Here is a 15403-nt window from a genome sequence, read left to right on the forward strand (position 1 = left end):
CGGGAAGGTGTCATTGCGGAAAATGCTCTCGTTCCTCTCCGGCGAGAGCGGGCCGGACGCCTGATCCTCGGCCATGATCAGAACTCCGCCCAGAAGCGGGTCTCGTCCTGCACCGCGCGGTCCCCAGACCCCGATGACGTTCTCGACAGCATCACGGTCATCGGGGGAAGGCGCTGCTGAACATTGATGAGATCGCGACGTCGCTGGCGCAGCGCTTCGGCAGCCGCCAGATCCGTGTCCTCAAGCTCGTAGACGCGGGCGGTGACGATGGCCCGCGCCTGGTTGAGGATCTCGATGGCGATCTCTGTTCGAACGATCGGGTCGTAGGACGTCTCCTGCTCTGTCATCTGCTTCCTTTCGCTCTCCAAAAACCTGGCTATCGAATGAGACCGCGGGCGCGATCGATGGCACGGCGCTGGCGCTCGGATATGATCTCCTGGCTGCCGTGCGTCCGCACAGTTTGCTGTACGACCTGCAGGCGCTCCCGCATCGCCTCGAAGGCGCGGCGCTGCGCCGGCGAGACGCGATTGATGACATCCGTCTCGCCGCGCAGGATCGCGTTTCTGCCAAAGCGCTCGTTGAGCGCCCGGCTGACAGCGGCGAACTCTCGGGCGATGTCAGGATCGAGGGAGCGAGCGGCGGTCTCGATCCTGGAACTCTTTGCCTTTTCTTGTTTCTGCTTCTTCAGGTCGGCGACGAGGTCGAGAAGAGCTCCTTCGGCCGCCGGTGACAGACCGGGAATTGCAACGGACATGCGCCGACGTTCTTCCCTGATCGCCTGGCTCTCCGCATCGAAAGCACTGGCCCAGGATGCGCCGAGCGAGCGAACCCTGCTGGCGGCTTCAGGCACAGCCTGGAGCGCGTCTTTCCGCTCCCGGCCGACGGCGAGCAACTTGTCCATGATGCGATCGGAACCGCGCAGCGCACCATAGGCGGCGGGATCATTTGTGACCGCCGCCGCAATCCGCTCGCTGGCGATGCCCTTCACGATCAGATCCTCGATCTTGCCCGCGGCGCCGGTGGGATCGCGCCAGATACGCCCGGCCGTCTCGGCAAGCGCGGCACGATGATGCCGATAATGCGGGACGACGAGCGCCCGCGTGCGGGCTTCTTCTTCCACCGGCGTCTTGAACTCGGTGACGGCGGCGAGCATGGGAAGCATGGCTAGGCTCTCCTTTCCGGCCTCGACACTCGCGCCGGCGACGATCTTTGATCGATCCTGTTTCTCGGCAAGATGCTGCTCGTCGATGAAGCGCCTGATAACCTCGAACAGGCGCACCAGCTTTTCGCGGCGGTCATCGGTCAAGTCTTCCGGCATACGCTCAGCAACATTGCGCTCGGCGGTCGCATCGGCCTTCGCGGTGAAGGCGCTCCAGCCGAAACGAGCGTTCAGCGCGTCGCTCGCCGCCTTCACCTCTTGAACGATCTCTCGATCCTCGACGGTGAAAGAGAATGCGGTCTTGTAGGCATCCTCACCGCCCTGCTTGCGCACGGCCTCGATCTCGACGAGGCGCGCCATCGCCCGCTTCGAAATCGCCGGGATCGACAAGGACATATGGGCGCGGCGGGTCTTCTCGCGATCCTGGAAGCGATCCTCATTCCTGCGGAACTCCGTCGCGTGCGCGCGTGCCAGCGGCACCAAGTCATTGAGTGCCGCCATCGCTGCGGTCCGTTCATCGCGTGCCGCCCGTCCGTCGACTATGAGATCAAACCCGCGCAGGCGACCGAGACGGTTCGGCGCCATCGCGAGATCGTCGGCGAGCTTGCGGGGCTCGATCGCGGAATTCGAAGCGAGCGCATTCAAGCGGATCAGCGCCGCATCCGGATCGCGATAGACCTTCTCGAGAACCGGCCGCAGAATGGCCTCCCGCTCCTTCCAGCGTTCGGACAAAAGCTGCGCACGGCGGGCATCCTGCTCGACGCTGCGGGTGAACGTGGTGGTGGGCGGGATCAGATGGTAGCCACCGACCGGGATATCCGCCGCGACAGTCGCCGCCGGTGCCTCATTGTAGGAGATGCTGCGTTCCCGTTCGATAGCAAAACCAAGCGCGACGCTTGCCCGCTCCCAGAGCCTCGCTACCTCCCCTCGCTTTTCCGCAATCCACGCCAGCCGCCGGGAAACGCCCTCCTCCATTCCGGCCGCAACCCCGGCGAGCGCGTCGATACCGCGCCGCCTTGCAAAGTCGCGGGCATGCCCCTGGTAGCCTTCCTCGCTCTCGAAATCGAGCGTCGTCGTCTTCGCGCCGGATCGGCCAAGACGCTCGACAAGCTGTTTGAACAATTCGGGCCGGTGGCTCTCGCGCTCGATCCGCTCTCGACGGACGTCGGCCGTTTCCCTCAGTTCCGCAGTCCAGACATTCCGGTCAACCGTCCGTTCCTCGAAACTCTTGTTCCCCGTTTTCTCGTCGATGACAGGCACGGTGACCGTGACCCGTTCGACGCCGTCCTTGCGCAGCGTCACGGTGTCGCCTTCCGAGACGCCGCCCTCTTCCAGCGCCTTCGGCAGGCTCACGCCCCAGAGACGGTGGACGGCTCCGTCGTCGGTCTTCATGTCAGCATAAGGACTTTCGTCCGCGTCTTCATCACTAGGCCGGAATTTCGCAAGACCGGTTTCCACGAGCTCGCCGGTGACACCCGCGGCATGATCGGCGCGTGCCGCCCTGCCCCATTCCAGCTTTGGCTGGAAATCTTCCTTGGCCGCATAGAGATCGGCCCGGTCGCGATGACGCGTCATCGACACATAGGTCAGATGCTGGTCCATCATACCGGTGGCCAGCACGAAAGTCCGCTCGACGGTTACCCCTTGAGATTTATGAATGGTCGCCGCATAACCGTGATCGACATTGCGATAACTGTCCTCGCTGATAACGACGTCGCGGCCGTTGTCGAGACGCACCGAAAGAAGCGGACCGGCACGTTTGTCGCCGGTCGCAACGATCGTCCCGAGCATGCCGTTCTTGACGTATTGCGGGCCCAGACGACGTGCCCGCGGTTCAAGGAACCGGGCATTCTCAAGGAAGATGATGCGGTCGCCCGCGGCGAACGCACGCGCCCCACGCGCCGTATGGAACTCGCGCGCGCCGGTCAGCGCGCCGTCATCGATCATCACCTTGCGCAGGGCTTCGTTCAGCTTGCGAACGTCATCGTTGGTGTGGGCGAGGACGAGCAACTCGTCCCCGCGAAGGCGAGTTCCGTATTCCTCATTCCGGGATGCCTGAACGAGGGCACGCCGCGCATCCGCCCAATCGGAAACCATGCGGCCGATGATCTCGTCGCGCGTTTCGCTTTCGACAAGGCGGCCATGTGCGGCATAGGCATCAAGACCCTTTTCCACCTCGCCACGCGCGAACAGGCGCGAAGCTTCGCGCGCCCACTCCTCGCGCTGGCGGCGCACGCCCGCAAGTTCGGTAAAGCCGATCCGGTCGCTGATCGCGCGGAACGCTGCGCCCGCCTGGATCGGCTGAAGCTGCATGGCGTCGCCGACCAAAACGGCTTTCGCGCCGGCCTCCTCCAGGACCTTGAGCACCCGCGCCATCTGCTGTGATGACACCATACCGGCCTCGTCGATGACGAAGACGTTGCCCCTTCCGACAAGATCCCTTCCGTTCGCCCACGCCAGTTCCCAGGAGGCGAGCGTGCGTGACTTGATGCCGGAACTGTCTTCAAGTCCTTCTGCTGCCTTACCGGCAAGCGCTGCGCCGAAAACCCGGCGATCGTCCCTTTCCCAGGCAACGCGGGCCGCGGCCAGCAGCGTCGACTTCCCCGCACCAGCAAGACCGACGACTGCGGCGACGGCGTTCTCACCGGTGACATGCCTGACGGCATCGACCTGTTCCGCATCGAGCTTGAAAGGCTTTTCTGGATCGGCCGTTTCCACCTGTCGCACGGCGGCGGCAATCTTGGCATCGGCAACGCCGAAGCCGGTTCGCTTCGACAAGACCTCTGCCGACTGCGCCATGTCAAATTCGATGCGCAGGATTTCGCGCGTGGTGAAGACAGCGGGCTCTGCGACCTTTCCGCTCTGATCGTCAATCCGCTGCGGCTTCAGCAGCACGAGATCGTCGGAAGTCATCAGCCGCGCGCGTATATTGGCGAAATCGGTGGGATCGTCGACATAGCGATGCAGCGCCTTGGCGATATCGCGCTCGTCGAAAGTGGATCGTTCGTTGGCGAGCTGCTTCAGCAGAAGCTCCGGTTCGGCCAGCAGCCGGTCGGCCATTTCCTGCCGACGGGCGAGATCGGCCGGCGCGAAATACATCTCAATGCCCTTCCGGGCGAGTGCTGCCTTTTCCGGCCCGAGGTGTTTCTGCGCGATGCCGTCGAGGCCCTGTTCGGCATAGGAGCGACCGTCGAGGCGGATATCATGTCCCGCAAGGGCTAGATGTCGATTGGCCGTTCCCGCCCAGGCGATCTTCCATGCCTTCATCGTTTCCTTGTCGCCGGCCCAGATCTTGTAGACGATCTTACCGTTCGGCCGGTCGGGCGTGACGACACGCAGCGGTTCTCCGTCCTCGCCCAATACCGCCACCTTCTTCGGCCCGAACCCCTCCTCCGTCAGCGGCCTGAGCGTCGTCATCAGATGGATGTGCGGATTGCCGTCTTTGTCGTGGAATACCCAATCGGCGACCATACCTTTCGACGTAAGACTGTCCGTGACGAACTCACGGACCAGGGCGATATTCTCCGCCCGCGTCAGCTCTTCCGGCAGGGCGATGATCAGCTCACGGGCAAGCTGCGCATCCGCCCGCGTCTCGAAGGCATCGACCGCGTTCCAGAGAGCCTCGCTGGCCGCAGCCACGGTTTTGCCGTTGACGGCCGTGTTCAGCCAGGCGGGGATTTGATCCGGCAGCGCCAGCTCCTCATGCACGAGCTCGGATGCCCCGCCCTGATAGCTGAAGGACGTGCCGGCCTGCTCGTCCATCATCCGGGCGCGATGACGATAGGCGGCAGCCGAGACGATGCTGCGTCCCGCTCCCCTGCTGATCACCTGCGCTCTGACGAACATGATCGCCAATGCCGTCTCCTGACCTTCCAAGCACGTCGCGCAAGCGACGTATATTGCGCCCTCAAACCGATGGCCTGCCAAGGCCATGCCGCTTTTCCGGAAGACGGCCCAAGCCGGAATTCCGGCATCGACGTTTTGGGGACTTGTGCAACGTAGCTTATTTGACTACTATTTTCTAGTTAGTTAAATCGAAAAGCAGAAAGTTTACTGCAATTGGAAAGGACCAGAATATGGCTGCTAAACCGTCAATTCTCGATATCGATGCGCAAATCGAAAAACTGCGCGAACGCAGAAGAACTTTAATAGTCAAATCAGCTGATCGATTTGCCCGCGCAGCAACGAAATCGGGACTAGCGGAGATGGAGATCGCCGACGAGGAGGTCGATCGCATCTTCGAAGAGATCGCAGCGCGATTTCGCAGAGGGGAGAAGAGAAAGCCTGCTGGCGCATTCGCTGCGCCGCGTGGATCGGCAGGTGGTGGCGCTGGAGCGGCGACGGAGGTTCCTCATGACAGGTGACCGGAAAAAGGAGGCCCGCGAAAAATTCCTGCTCGGCGGCATCGTCGTCCGAGCGGGACTGTCGAAGACCGACCGCGCTTTCCTGCTTGGCGGATTGCTAGAGCTTGCGAGGATCGCGCCGAGCTCGTTCGAACATCGGCGGCTTCGGGGCATCGGCGAGGAAGCTTTCAAGGCCCCTATTCTGGATGGCAACATCCCGCCTATGATCGAGGCGGCAGAATGACAATAAGGGCAAAGCCGCATCCCAGCCTGTTGCTCACTTTTGTGCCGATCACAGTTACCGCGTTTGCCGCCTATGTCATCGGCTGGCACTGGCCAGAGCTTGCCGTGGGCATGACGGGGAAAACGCAATACTGGTTCCTTCGAGCCGCTCCTGTTCCGGTTCTCTTGCTTGGACCGCTGGCTGGGCTTTTGACAGTCTGGGCGTTGCCGTTGCATCGGCGAAGACCGATCGCGATGGCGACGCTCATGTGCTTCCTATCGGTCGCTGGCTTCTATGTGCTGCGGGAATTCAGCCGGCTTTCACGTTCCGTCGAGAGCGGCGCTGTGACATGGAACCAGGCGCTGTCGTTCCTCGACATGGTGGCCGTCGTCGGCGGTGTTGTCGGCTTCATGGCGACCGCCGTGTCCGCACGCATTTCGACGGTGGTATCCGAACCTGTAAAGCGCGCCAGGCGCGGCACCTTCGGAGACGCGGACTGGCTGTCGATGTCCGCGGCGGGCCGGCTCTTCCCCGACGACGGCGAGATTGTCGTCGGGGAGCGTTACCGCGTCGACAGGGAAATCGTCCATGCGCTGCCCTTCGATCCGAACGATCCGGCAACTTGGGGACAGGGTGGCAAAGCGCCGCTGCTCACCTACAAGCAGGATTTCGATTCCACCCATATGCTGTTCTTCGCCGGATCCGGTGGGTACAAAACCACGAGCAACGTCATTCCGACGGCTCTTCGGTATTCGGGACCGCTGATCTGCCTCGATCCGTCGACAGAGGTGGCACCGATGGTCGTCGAGCATCGGCGGGAGAGACTTGGGCGTCAGGTAATGGTGCTCGACCCGACGAACCCGATCATGGGCTTCAACGTACTTGATGGCATCGAGACGTCGAGGCAGAAGGAACAGGACATCGTCGGTATCGCCCACATGCTGCTTTCGGAAAGCGTGCGCTTCGAATCCTCCACCGGCTCCTACTTCCAGTCTCAGGCGCATAACCTGCTGACCGGCCTGCTCGCGCACGTCATGCTGTCGCCGGAATATGAAGGCCGGCGCAATCTGCGCAGCCTTCGCCAGATCGTCTCCGAGCCGGAGACGTCCGTGCTCGCCATGCTCCGTGACGTTCAGCAGCATTCAGCATCCAAGTTCATCAGCGAAACGCTGGGCGTGTTCGTCAACATGACAGAGCAGACGTTCTCTGGCGTCTATTCGACCGCGTCGAAAGATACGCAGTGGCTCTCGCTCGACAATTACGCGGCGCTCGTCTGCGGCAACACATTCAAGCCCAGCGATCTCATCAGAGGCAAAAAAGACGTGTTCCTCAATATCCCCGCATCGATCCTGCGATCCTATCCGGGGATCGGACGTGTGATCGTCGGCTCTCTGATCAACGCGATGATCGAGGCCGACGGCGCGTTCGAGCGCCGCGCCCTGTTCATGTTGGACGAAGTGGACCTGCTCGGCTACATGCGCGTGCTGGAAGAAGCGCGCGATCGCGGCCGTAAGTACGGCATCAGCATGATGCTCCTCTACCAGTCCGTCGGTCAGCTGGAACGGCATTTTGGAAAAGACGGCGCGGTCTCATGGATCGATGGCTGCGCGTTCGCGAGCTATGCCGCGATCAAAGCGTTGGAGACGGCGCGCAACGTCTCGGCACAATGTGGGGAGATGACCGTTGAAGTGAAGGGCAGTTCCCGAAACATCGGCTGGGACACGAAGAACAGCGCATCGCGCAAATCGGAGAGCCTCAACTTTCAACGCCGGCCGCTGATCATGCCGCACGAGATTACGCAGTCGATGCGGAAAGACGAGCAGATCATCATCGTGCAAGGGCATAGCCCGATCCGCTGCGGGCGGGCGATCTATTTCCGGCGTAAGACCATGAATGAGGCTGCCAAAACCAATCGGTTCGTCAAATCCAAGCCGTGAAGAATTCAGGCGTGTTCCTCGCGATCGTATTCGGCGGCGGTCGGCCATGTCGTTGCCTGCATGACGCTGAGCGCAGACTCGATTGCCTTGCGGGCTTCGACTAGATCGCGCCGGAGGTTCGAAGGATCGCTGTAGACACCGTAGCCGTTCGCGATGCGTCCATCGAATCCACGGAGCGCTTCGAGGGCCGTGAAGACATGCCCATCAATTTCGGCAGTTGCGGCGGCGGCTTTCTGAATTGACGACATAGTATATCCTCTTCAAAGTTCGTTCGATGGATTCCGCCAGTTCTCGCGCGCACATTAACAACCGTGAGCGGTGAAAGCGAGTGATCAGTGTGGTCGCTAACGCATCACCCAATCGGAACGGCGATAACGCTTGAACGGATCGGCCTCGCCCGGCGGCGTGAACCAGTCGACGAACTTCGAATAAGCCATCGCGAAGCTGATGGAGCCGACCGCCATCAGGAAGATCGCCCAGAATGGCATTCCGTTCGCCGCTTCCGGCTTTACCATGGCTGCGAACGAGAGCGGCAGCATGACGACACCGCCTAGAACAAGAACATTGACGACGGGTCGAAACATGCAAAGCAGAAAAAACGCGAGATGCCAGGCACAATAGAACACGGCCATGGCACTTCCGACGACGATCACGGTGATCAGCCGGGCGAAAAAAAACGACGCCAGTCGCAGAACAGGGTTCCGTCGAGCGGCCTGTGAAAGGATTCTGGCTCGAGGCTGGGTTTCGCTCATCGCACCGTCTTGTCTGATCAATTGCACACACGCTCCCACGCGGCCAACATCTGATACCGTCGGCCAAAGGAAGACTAGGTCACTATGGAGATCAAAGCAAGAACGGACTGTTTGGGCGCGAACTTCCATCTGTCCAGCGTCGATCAGCCAACCGCATCCAGCGACGATGTCTCCTGCGGTTCAGCGACTGGCCGATATCGTTGCCGCCTGCAAAAGGGATCGTCACCGAAGGCCGAGCCGGCGAAGCCGGCTCAGGGAGCGACGGAACGGCGCGACTAGAGCCCGGTCGGCGATAGCCGATTTGCCCGGCTACCGCTTTTTGCCGCAGCATCATTCCATCAGCAAAATGAATCGTTGCATGGCAATAGATTCAAAACTGTCGTTGGACGGGGTTTCCCCGATCGGCGATTCTTGGGCCATGCTCATTCAACCGTACCAGCTCTATATAGAACGCACGGACCCCGCCAAAAACATGGCGCGCTACTACGCACTCACGATCGAACCGACGTTGTTCGGTACTCTCTGTCTGACCCGCCGATGGGGCCGCATCGGCTTCGACGGGCAGATGACGATGCATCATTTCGAGCGAGAGGAAGACGCGGTGCATCTGTTCCTCGATCTCGTCCGCCGGAAACGGGCTCGTGGTTATCGACCGAAGACTATCCGGCATGAGCGTATCGCCTGACGAATGCGACGGTCAGCGCCACCTGCAGACTGGTTACGAGGAGGGGCAGACCTGTTCATCGATGATCATTGTAAGCGCGCAGCGCAGCTGAGCCCGGTCCGCCGGTCGATCCGGCGGACCGGGCTTGGTGACACGGCAAATGCCTCCCTCAGAAGGGAGGCTTCATATCCCGCAGATCCTGCACCATTTCGTTGAGCCAGGCGTCAAGTTTGCCATGCGCGGCTTCCAGCTCCGCCTCTATCTCGCGGCGTTCCTCGCGGTCCCAGCAGTTCCTGAGCTCCATCCGCAGTTCTTCGATGTGCTGTTCCAGGGTCATCTTCGTCTCCTTGACGTTTGTGAAAGATGACGCCGAGGGTCGTGAGGATCGGGTCGGGTCAAGGATCGCGTAGCGACCGCCGGAGGCGGCGAGCGGAGGAACCGATTTTCTGACGGCGCCCCAGAGGGCGTCGGCTGAAAATTGGAGGGGCCGCGATGTCCTTGAGGCGGCGCGATCCTCACGGCAGACTTGGTGTTCTGAGCAGACAGGGTTTGGTCTCGTGTGGCACCAGAAGAATGATCGCGGGCTCGATGCCCGCGATCATTCCTCAAGTCCTCTCGGCCGGCGGGCCTCACTCGCGGAAGCCGGCCCCGATCGCTCGGGGCCGATGCTCGCCGTTCAGTTCGGATTGTTCCAAAGGATCACCTTCTTGCTCGGGTCGCCGCCGGGTGCCTGGGCGAGGTTGCCGAAGATGACGCCGATCTCGGGAGCCTCCAGCTTGACGGAGAGGTATTCCTCGCCGGTTTGGCGGGCGATGCGGTTCCAGCCTGCGCCGATCTCGAAACCGGTCTTGCGGTGGATGACGCGGTAGTCGGGGGCTTCCTCGCTTGCCTTGTTGGCGTTCGGGACGATGGCGATCGGGGCGTTGACCCGGATGGTGGCGAAGACGCCTTCGAGGATGCCGTCGGTCTTCTGCGTCAGGGTTGCGATCGTGGTGGCCATGGTTCTGTCTCCTTCGGTTGCTCGGGACCATTCCCGATGGCGCACGAAGAGACGGCTGACCTGCTGCGGTCAGCTCGCCCGAAATTTTTGCGAAATTCTATTTTCCGCCAGAAGCAAACAACTGAAATCGAATTTCGCAAAAATTTCGGCCGAGTCTTACCCCTTCAGGGGTTGGCCGCAAAAGCAGGCGGTCGTCTATACGAGCGACATAAAACGGGAATGGTTCGGAGCAATGGAAGGGCGCGAAACCCATTGGCGGCCCGGTCCAGCGCTGCGGGAGATTGGCCACCTGCCTCCTGAGCGCTTCGCCGCCATCCGGGTCCACGTCCCGGTCTAGTTGCGACTGCTGCATGCGGATGAGCATACCCGTGCCGACATCACACTTTCCTCAGCCCACGAGGTCGGCACCGTGACCGCACGCCACCCGCAGACCACACGGCAATATCGGATAAAGCGTCGCGGAGGCATCGGATACGGACTTTTGTCAACTCGCGTGTCAGCGGCCGGCCGCCTGAGCCATTGGTATCCGCCGGGCACACCACCACCGGCAAGCGCGGCACCCAAGCGATCGGGGCCGGCTTCGTCGATGGAGCCAGGCCCGTCGAAGATCAGAAGGCGGCAGGGTCCGAGCAGGTCACGAACGGAATGCCGTAGAGCGCAACATTCTGATCCTGCGAAACGAAGTGCGCCTCCTCCGCCACGGCCTGCGCCATGAGGAGATGATCGAAGGGATCGCGATGATGAAGCGGGAGAGCAGCAAGAGCGATAAGATGCGCTTCTGTGATGTCCAGCCGATCGAAACCCTGATCCGGCAAGATCGCAAGAATCTCTTCTATATCGGCATCAAGCTTGCCGATCCGCAGCTTCACGGTAATTTCCCAAAGGGAAACGGTACTGACGAGGACATCGTTCTCGGGATCGCCGATAAGGCGACGCGCATGGTTCCCCAACTTCTCGTCGTCGTTCAGCCACCACAACAAGGCATGCGTATCAAGGAGTAGCCTCACGCCTCGTCTTCCATCGAGGCCAGAACATCCGCCGGCAGGTTGTCGAAGTCTTCGGCAACTTTGATCTTCCCGCGCAACGCGCCGGGCTTGCGGACGACAATATCCTTTGATGGCGGTCCGATTTCCGCGACGACCTTATGATGGGAGGTAAGAACAAACCGCTGACCATCCTCGACCTGTTTGAGGAAGGACGTCAGGTTGCCGCGAAACTCCCGCACGCCGACACGGCGAGGAGACGATGTCTGTTGCCGGGATTGAGGCATGGCGAGTCTCCTTTTTGAGTAGGAAATGTGTACACAAATCGCCGGAAATGCAAGGCTTGGGATTCATTATTGTGCAGGGCATGGCGCTTACTCGACATCTGCCCTGGTCGTTAACCCGCATGTTGATCTTGGATGTGTTATTACTTGAAATCTGGGCAAAAACGACGTATATACATTACGGTATATACAAAGAGGAGCGCGCCATGCCCCATATTGCACGCGTATTTCAATCCGGTAATTCTCAGGCGGTTCGCCTGCCGAAAGAATTTCGTTTCGACGTCGATCGTGTGGACATAACACAGGAGGGCGATGCACTCATTCTGCGCCCGCACGTCGAGCGTGGTGAAGCATGGTCGTCCCTGAAAGCAGCAATGGCGCGCGGCGTGAGCGACGATTTCATGGAAGGCGGGCGCGAGCAGCCAAAACCACAGGACCGGCCGGAGCTTAACACGGTGTTTCCGTGATTTCGCATCTTCTCGACACGAATGCAGTCATTGCGTTGATCGGCCGTCGATCGGACGTGTTGGCCCATCGGGTGTTTCAAAGCGCCGAAGGAACGATCGGTCTGCCATCGATCGTCGCACATGAATTGTATTTTGGAGCCCAGAAGAGCGCAAAGGTCCAGCACAACCTGGAAACATTGCGCCTGTTATTTGCTGATTTTCCAATCCTCGACTTCGATCAACGGGATGCTTTTGTCGCGGGGGAGATCCGGGCGGCTCTCGCCGCAAAGGGAACGCCTATCGGTCCCTATGACGTCTTGATAGCAGGTCAGGCCAAAGCCCGCGGCCTGATACTCGTCACCAACAATCTCGGCGAGTTCAACCGCGTAGACGAACTGCGTGTTGAAGACTGGTCGACTGAATAACGCCGTCAACGGAGAGACGTTAACCAATTCCCTACCCGATGTGCCCTGTTCGCGAAACTCGGCCTGATACTCTCAGCGAAGAGCAGCAACACTGCGTCGATCAAAGCAAGCAAGACAGCGACAGCACTCAGAAGGACGATAACCCATCCGAAAGCGATTGCGATCGCAAAAGAAGGCTGTCCGAGCGCCGGTCCCCATGCATCGGCGTTGCCGACAATCAAGCCAAAGGCGAGAAAGATCAGCACGGAAGGAATTGCGCCCACCAGCAGAAGCAGGACCTCGATACACCGAAGCGACGGAGAAACAGCGCCACGAGCCATCTGCCACGGGAAACGGAACCGTATCGATGATTCCGGATCCTCGAACCTCATCTCAAGATACCTGCGCTTGAGTTCGGGCAGTTCCAGGAGAAATTTTCCGAGCATTGTCACCGTTATCCTCGCACCATGATTATAGTGGCTGTCAGACGCTGCTGTCAGTGCAATCACAGAGCGGACAACACTTGCGAGGACCAGAACCCATACACCTGCTGCTGCGGCGGTTGCGAGCCAAGCCGGGCTTTCATCCTGTCTGAGTGAAACCACAAGATAAACAAGACCGAGAGCGCTTAGAACAACGGCTGTGCGGAATGGAAATACGACAAATATCTCCGCGAGACGAAGAGGTGAACGTCGCTGATCAGACGATGAAACAGAGTTTGGCATCACATAGTTACCATTCGCACGTTATTCTTATCGAACTATAGCATCCGCGTGTTTTCCATCAACCGTGCCTGCGATCTTTAGAGGTAACACGCTTGGCTCATGATGGACTGTGTAACTTCAAAGGCCATGCTGCGGATGCCTGCACGGCCTCTGAAGGGATCGGATCGTTTACACGCCGTCTCCACCGAAGCGCCAGACGGGGATTCCGAAGCGTCGGGCCTTGTCGGCAAGATTGCCGGTGATGCCGGAGCCCGGGAAGACGATGAGGCCAGCGGGCATCACCGACAGTAAGTCGTCGTTTCGGCGGAAGGGAGCAGCCTTGGCGTGCTTCGTCCAGTTTGGCTTGAACGCGATCTGCGTGACCTTGCGGTTCTCCGCCCAGCACGCAGCGATGCGTTCGGCACCTTTCACCGAACCGCCGTGTAACAGGACCATGTCGGGAAATTTCGTATGGGCGCGATCGAGCGCATCCCAGATCGCCTCGTGATCGTTGTAGTCCATGCCGCCAGCGAAAGCGATCTTTGTCCCCGCCGGGATCAGCACCTCTGTCTCGGCGTGTCGGCGAGCGGAGAGGAAATCTCTGCTATCGATCATCGCAGCAGTCATGTTGGCGTGGCTGACCTTTGAGCCCGTGCGTGGCCGCCATGCCGATCCGGTCTGTGCTTCGAAGAGGTCAGCGGCATAATCGCGCATGAACTCGAAGGCATTGCGGCGCTCGAGGAGCGTGATGCCTTCGACGATATAGCGCTCAAGCTCGACGCTCTTCACCTCCGAACCGTCCTGTTCGCGCTGGCCGTTGCGCTGTGCGTCCTCATTACGCTGAAGCTCTCGCTGGATGCGCTCGCCGGCACGGTGAAAGAGATTGACCGTCGACCAGAGCAGGTCTTCAAGGTCGGTCTCCAGCCGGGTATCGCCGAGCATCTCGGCAAAGGCATCGAACATCGCGGTCAGCGCCGACTGGACCACCGGCTCTTCCGGTAGCGGGCGCGGATCCGGTTCGTCCTGGAAAGGGCGATATCCGAACACCTGCATCTCGTAGATAAACCTGTCAGTTGGAGATGATGCGTGGTGCGGTTCAGCGGCGGTGTCGATGGGAAGCAGGACGTTCATGATGGTCTCCGTCGGTTTGGGCCGCGCCTTTCGCGGCCTGACGGCGATCCCTGTCCATCCGGCAGGCGGGCCGGAACCGCGGCGTCCACGCCGCGGCCCAGCGCAGCGCCGGGCCGCCGGGATCCAAGTTTTTTGTCCCGCGAGGAGCGCCGGCTTTGCCGGCGCGGGGAAAAAACTTGGGTCCCGGTGGTTGGAGGCCTGATGGCCAGATGGTAAGGGTCGCCTCTCGGCAGGCCCGCAGGTGCGCCATTCCGGGCAGTGACCGGGCATAGACCAGCCGGCTTTCCACCCGCGCCGCCGCACCCCTCCCCGCCTCCCCGTCACGATCTCATCACGCCGGCAGGAAGGCATGGATGTCCTCCGGGGCGAGTTGCGCCCTGAGATTGGCGATCAGCCGGTCCGGTCCGAGTTGCCGCAGATCCTCGTTGAAGTCGCCGAGTTCCGGAGCAAGGACGAGTGGCAGTATCCCGCATTCCTGCGCGCGGCGACTCAATCCTTCGATACCGTGCCGGCCAGCGGCGTCAGCGTCCGCGGCAATGTAGAGGCGCTCGCATCCGGGCGGCAGCCGGAAGGCCGCCAGGTGATTGGCGGTCAGCGCCGCGACCATCGGTATGGCTGGCATCACAGCGATGAGCGACAAGATGCTTTCGAGACCTTCGCCGACAGCCATGACCGGGATCGGGCGCTGGACCGGGAAGCCGAACCGCACCGCATTGCCGAGCAGACCGCCGAGCGCGCGGCGGGGATCGTCGATCTTCGCCTTGCCATCGCCGTGAGGGTCTAGCCAGGTGCGATGCACGCCGGTGATCGTCCCAGCGGGGTCGGTCACGGCCGCGATCAGCGCCGGGAAGCTGCTCGTCCTGCCCGTCACGAGCTCCCGATAATAGCACGACGGATGGAAGCGGAGCGCTGGGAGCAAAGCCGCCCGTAAAATGCCGCGTTGGCGCAGATAGCTGTCGGCCAGCGTGCCGGCGAGCGGCTGCGTCATCCGGAACAGCCGCTTGGCGCGTTCGTCCGCCGGCCTGACGACCGGCGGATCGCTGTGGGCGTCGCCCCTATGGGGCGCCACCGCTGAGGGTTGAGGCAGGCTGAGGAAACGCCGTGCCTCGTCGGCAACGTCGCGGAAATCGACAAGCCCGCAGGTCTCCCGCACAAGATCCAGCAGATCGCCATATTCGGCCGTCGCGGCGTCAGCCCACCGCCCCGCACGCGGGCCAGCGAGATGGACATAGAGCGACTTGCCTTTGGTGTTGGCGATATCGCCGACGATCCAGTAATTGCCGGCCCTGCGGCCGGCGGAGAGGTAATGACGGCAGACCGCCTCGGCATCGCGCGCGAGACGGTCTGCAAGTTCGGCCGCAGAAAGCATGGTC

General features: G+C 61.1%; 17 protein-coding genes. 6 read left to right on the forward strand and 11 right to left on the reverse strand.

Features of this window, described 5'->3' with window-relative positions:
* Positions 1 to 77: 77 nt before the first annotated feature.
* The gene (locus L901_RS07250) at positions 78 to 347 is read right to left on the reverse strand and encodes a hypothetical protein (protein ID WP_245289600.1); all 270 of its coding nucleotides are present in this window, start codon (positions 345 to 347) and stop codon (positions 78 to 80) included.
* Positions 348 to 376: 29 nt separating this feature from the next.
* On the reverse strand, positions 377 to 5014 hold the full coding sequence (gene traA, locus L901_RS07255; protein WP_059754932.1) for a Ti-type conjugative transfer relaxase TraA: 4638 nt from the start codon (positions 5012 to 5014) through the stop codon (positions 377 to 379).
* A 221-nt stretch (positions 5015 to 5235) separates the two neighbouring features.
* Here traA and L901_RS07260 point away from each other — a divergent pair, with 221 nt between their 5' ends.
* From L901_RS07260 to traG, 3 genes are read left to right on the forward strand one after another with little or no spacing between them, the layout of a single operon-like run.
* The gene (locus tag L901_RS07260) at positions 5236 to 5523 is read left to right on the forward strand and encodes a TraC family protein (protein ID WP_059754934.1); all 288 of its coding nucleotides are present in this window, start codon (positions 5236 to 5238) and stop codon (positions 5521 to 5523) included.
* Positions 5513 to 5746, forward strand: a complete 234-nt coding sequence (locus tag L901_RS07265) for a conjugal transfer protein TraD (RefSeq protein ID WP_020810000.1) — start codon at positions 5513 to 5515, stop codon at positions 5744 to 5746. Before L901_RS07260 ends, L901_RS07265 begins: the two co-directional genes overlap by 11 nt.
* Entirely contained in the window at positions 5743 to 7662 is a 1920-nt protein-coding gene (traG, locus tag L901_RS07270; protein WP_059754937.1) for a Ti-type conjugative transfer system protein TraG, read from the forward strand. The genes L901_RS07265 and traG overlap by 4 nt, the downstream gene beginning before the upstream one ends.
* Before the next feature lie 5 nt (positions 7663 to 7667).
* Here the strand turns inward: traG and L901_RS07275 are convergent, their stop codons facing one another.
* Together L901_RS07275 and L901_RS27630 are read right to left on the reverse strand one after the other, a co-directional pair.
* Positions 7668 to 7910 carry a hypothetical protein gene (locus L901_RS07275; RefSeq protein ID WP_059754940.1) on the reverse strand — a complete coding sequence of 81 codons (243 nt, stop codon included), beginning with the start codon at positions 7908 to 7910 and terminating at the stop codon, positions 7668 to 7670.
* Positions 7911 to 8006: 96 nt separating this feature from the next.
* Positions 8007 to 8414, reverse strand: a complete 408-nt coding sequence (locus L901_RS27630) for a hypothetical protein (RefSeq protein ID WP_245289601.1) — start codon at positions 8412 to 8414, stop codon at positions 8007 to 8009.
* Between the two features lie 346 nt (positions 8415 to 8760).
* Here L901_RS27630 and L901_RS07285 point away from each other — a divergent pair, with 346 nt between their 5' ends.
* Positions 8761 to 9099, forward strand: a complete 339-nt coding sequence (locus L901_RS07285) for a WGR domain-containing protein (protein ID WP_245289609.1) — start codon at positions 8761 to 8763, stop codon at positions 9097 to 9099.
* Positions 9100 to 9247: 148 nt separating this feature from the next.
* Here L901_RS07285 and L901_RS27360 read toward each other — a convergent pair whose 3' ends face one another.
* The 4 genes from L901_RS27360 to L901_RS07305 form a co-directional block, all read right to left on the reverse strand.
* The gene (locus L901_RS27360; protein ID WP_183044069.1) at positions 9248 to 9415 is read right to left on the reverse strand and encodes a hypothetical protein; all 168 of its coding nucleotides are present in this window, start codon (positions 9413 to 9415) and stop codon (positions 9248 to 9250) included.
* 339 nt (positions 9416 to 9754) lie between these two features.
* On the reverse strand, positions 9755 to 10078 hold the full coding sequence (locus L901_RS07290) for a DUF736 family protein (protein ID WP_059754946.1): 324 nt from the start codon (positions 10076 to 10078) through the stop codon (positions 9755 to 9757).
* A gap of 608 nt (positions 10079 to 10686) precedes the next feature.
* Entirely contained in the window at positions 10687 to 11085 is a 399-nt protein-coding gene (locus L901_RS07300) for a type II toxin-antitoxin system VapC family toxin (protein WP_059754953.1), read from the reverse strand.
* A complete protein-coding gene (locus L901_RS07305) occupies positions 11082 to 11348 on the reverse strand; it encodes a type II toxin-antitoxin system Phd/YefM family antitoxin (RefSeq protein WP_059754955.1) in 267 nt (88 codons plus the stop codon). The genes L901_RS07300 and L901_RS07305 overlap by 4 nt, the downstream gene beginning before the upstream one ends.
* Positions 11349 to 11551: 203 nt before the next feature.
* On the opposite strand from L901_RS07305, the gene L901_RS07310 reads away from it, so the two are divergent.
* Together L901_RS07310 and L901_RS07315 are read left to right on the forward strand one after the other, a co-directional pair.
* Entirely contained in the window at positions 11552 to 11812 is a 261-nt protein-coding gene (locus tag L901_RS07310; protein ID WP_059755067.1) for an AbrB/MazE/SpoVT family DNA-binding domain-containing protein, read from the forward strand.
* On the forward strand, positions 11809 to 12216 hold the full coding sequence (locus L901_RS07315; RefSeq protein WP_059754957.1) for a type II toxin-antitoxin system VapC family toxin: 408 nt from the start codon (positions 11809 to 11811) through the stop codon (positions 12214 to 12216). Before L901_RS07310 ends, L901_RS07315 begins: the two co-directional genes overlap by 4 nt.
* A 5-nt stretch (positions 12217 to 12221) precedes the next feature.
* On the opposite strand, the gene L901_RS26920 is transcribed toward L901_RS07315, so the two are convergent.
* The 3 genes from L901_RS26920 to L901_RS07330 all read right to left on the reverse strand — a co-directional run bounded on the left by L901_RS26920 (position 12222) and on the right by L901_RS07330 (position 15399).
* Positions 12222 to 12920: a hypothetical protein gene (locus L901_RS26920; RefSeq protein ID WP_147401457.1), complete on the reverse strand. Its 699-nt coding sequence runs from the start codon at positions 12918 to 12920 to the stop codon at positions 12222 to 12224.
* Between the two features lie 168 nt (positions 12921 to 13088).
* Positions 13089 to 14030 (reverse strand): DUF2493 domain-containing protein, encoded by a 942-nt coding sequence (locus L901_RS07325; RefSeq protein ID WP_059754962.1) that lies wholly within the window; start codon positions 14028 to 14030, stop codon positions 13089 to 13091.
* A 331-nt stretch (positions 14031 to 14361) separates the two neighbouring features.
* Positions 14362 to 15399: a toprim domain-containing protein gene (locus L901_RS07330; RefSeq protein WP_059754964.1), complete on the reverse strand. Its 1038-nt coding sequence runs from the start codon at positions 15397 to 15399 to the stop codon at positions 14362 to 14364.
* Positions 15400 to 15403 lie beyond the last annotated feature (4 nt).

This window comes from Agrobacterium sp. D14 (assembly GCF_001526505.1).
In the GTDB taxonomy this organism is placed as follows: domain Bacteria; phylum Pseudomonadota; class Alphaproteobacteria; order Rhizobiales; family Rhizobiaceae; genus Agrobacterium; species Agrobacterium leguminum.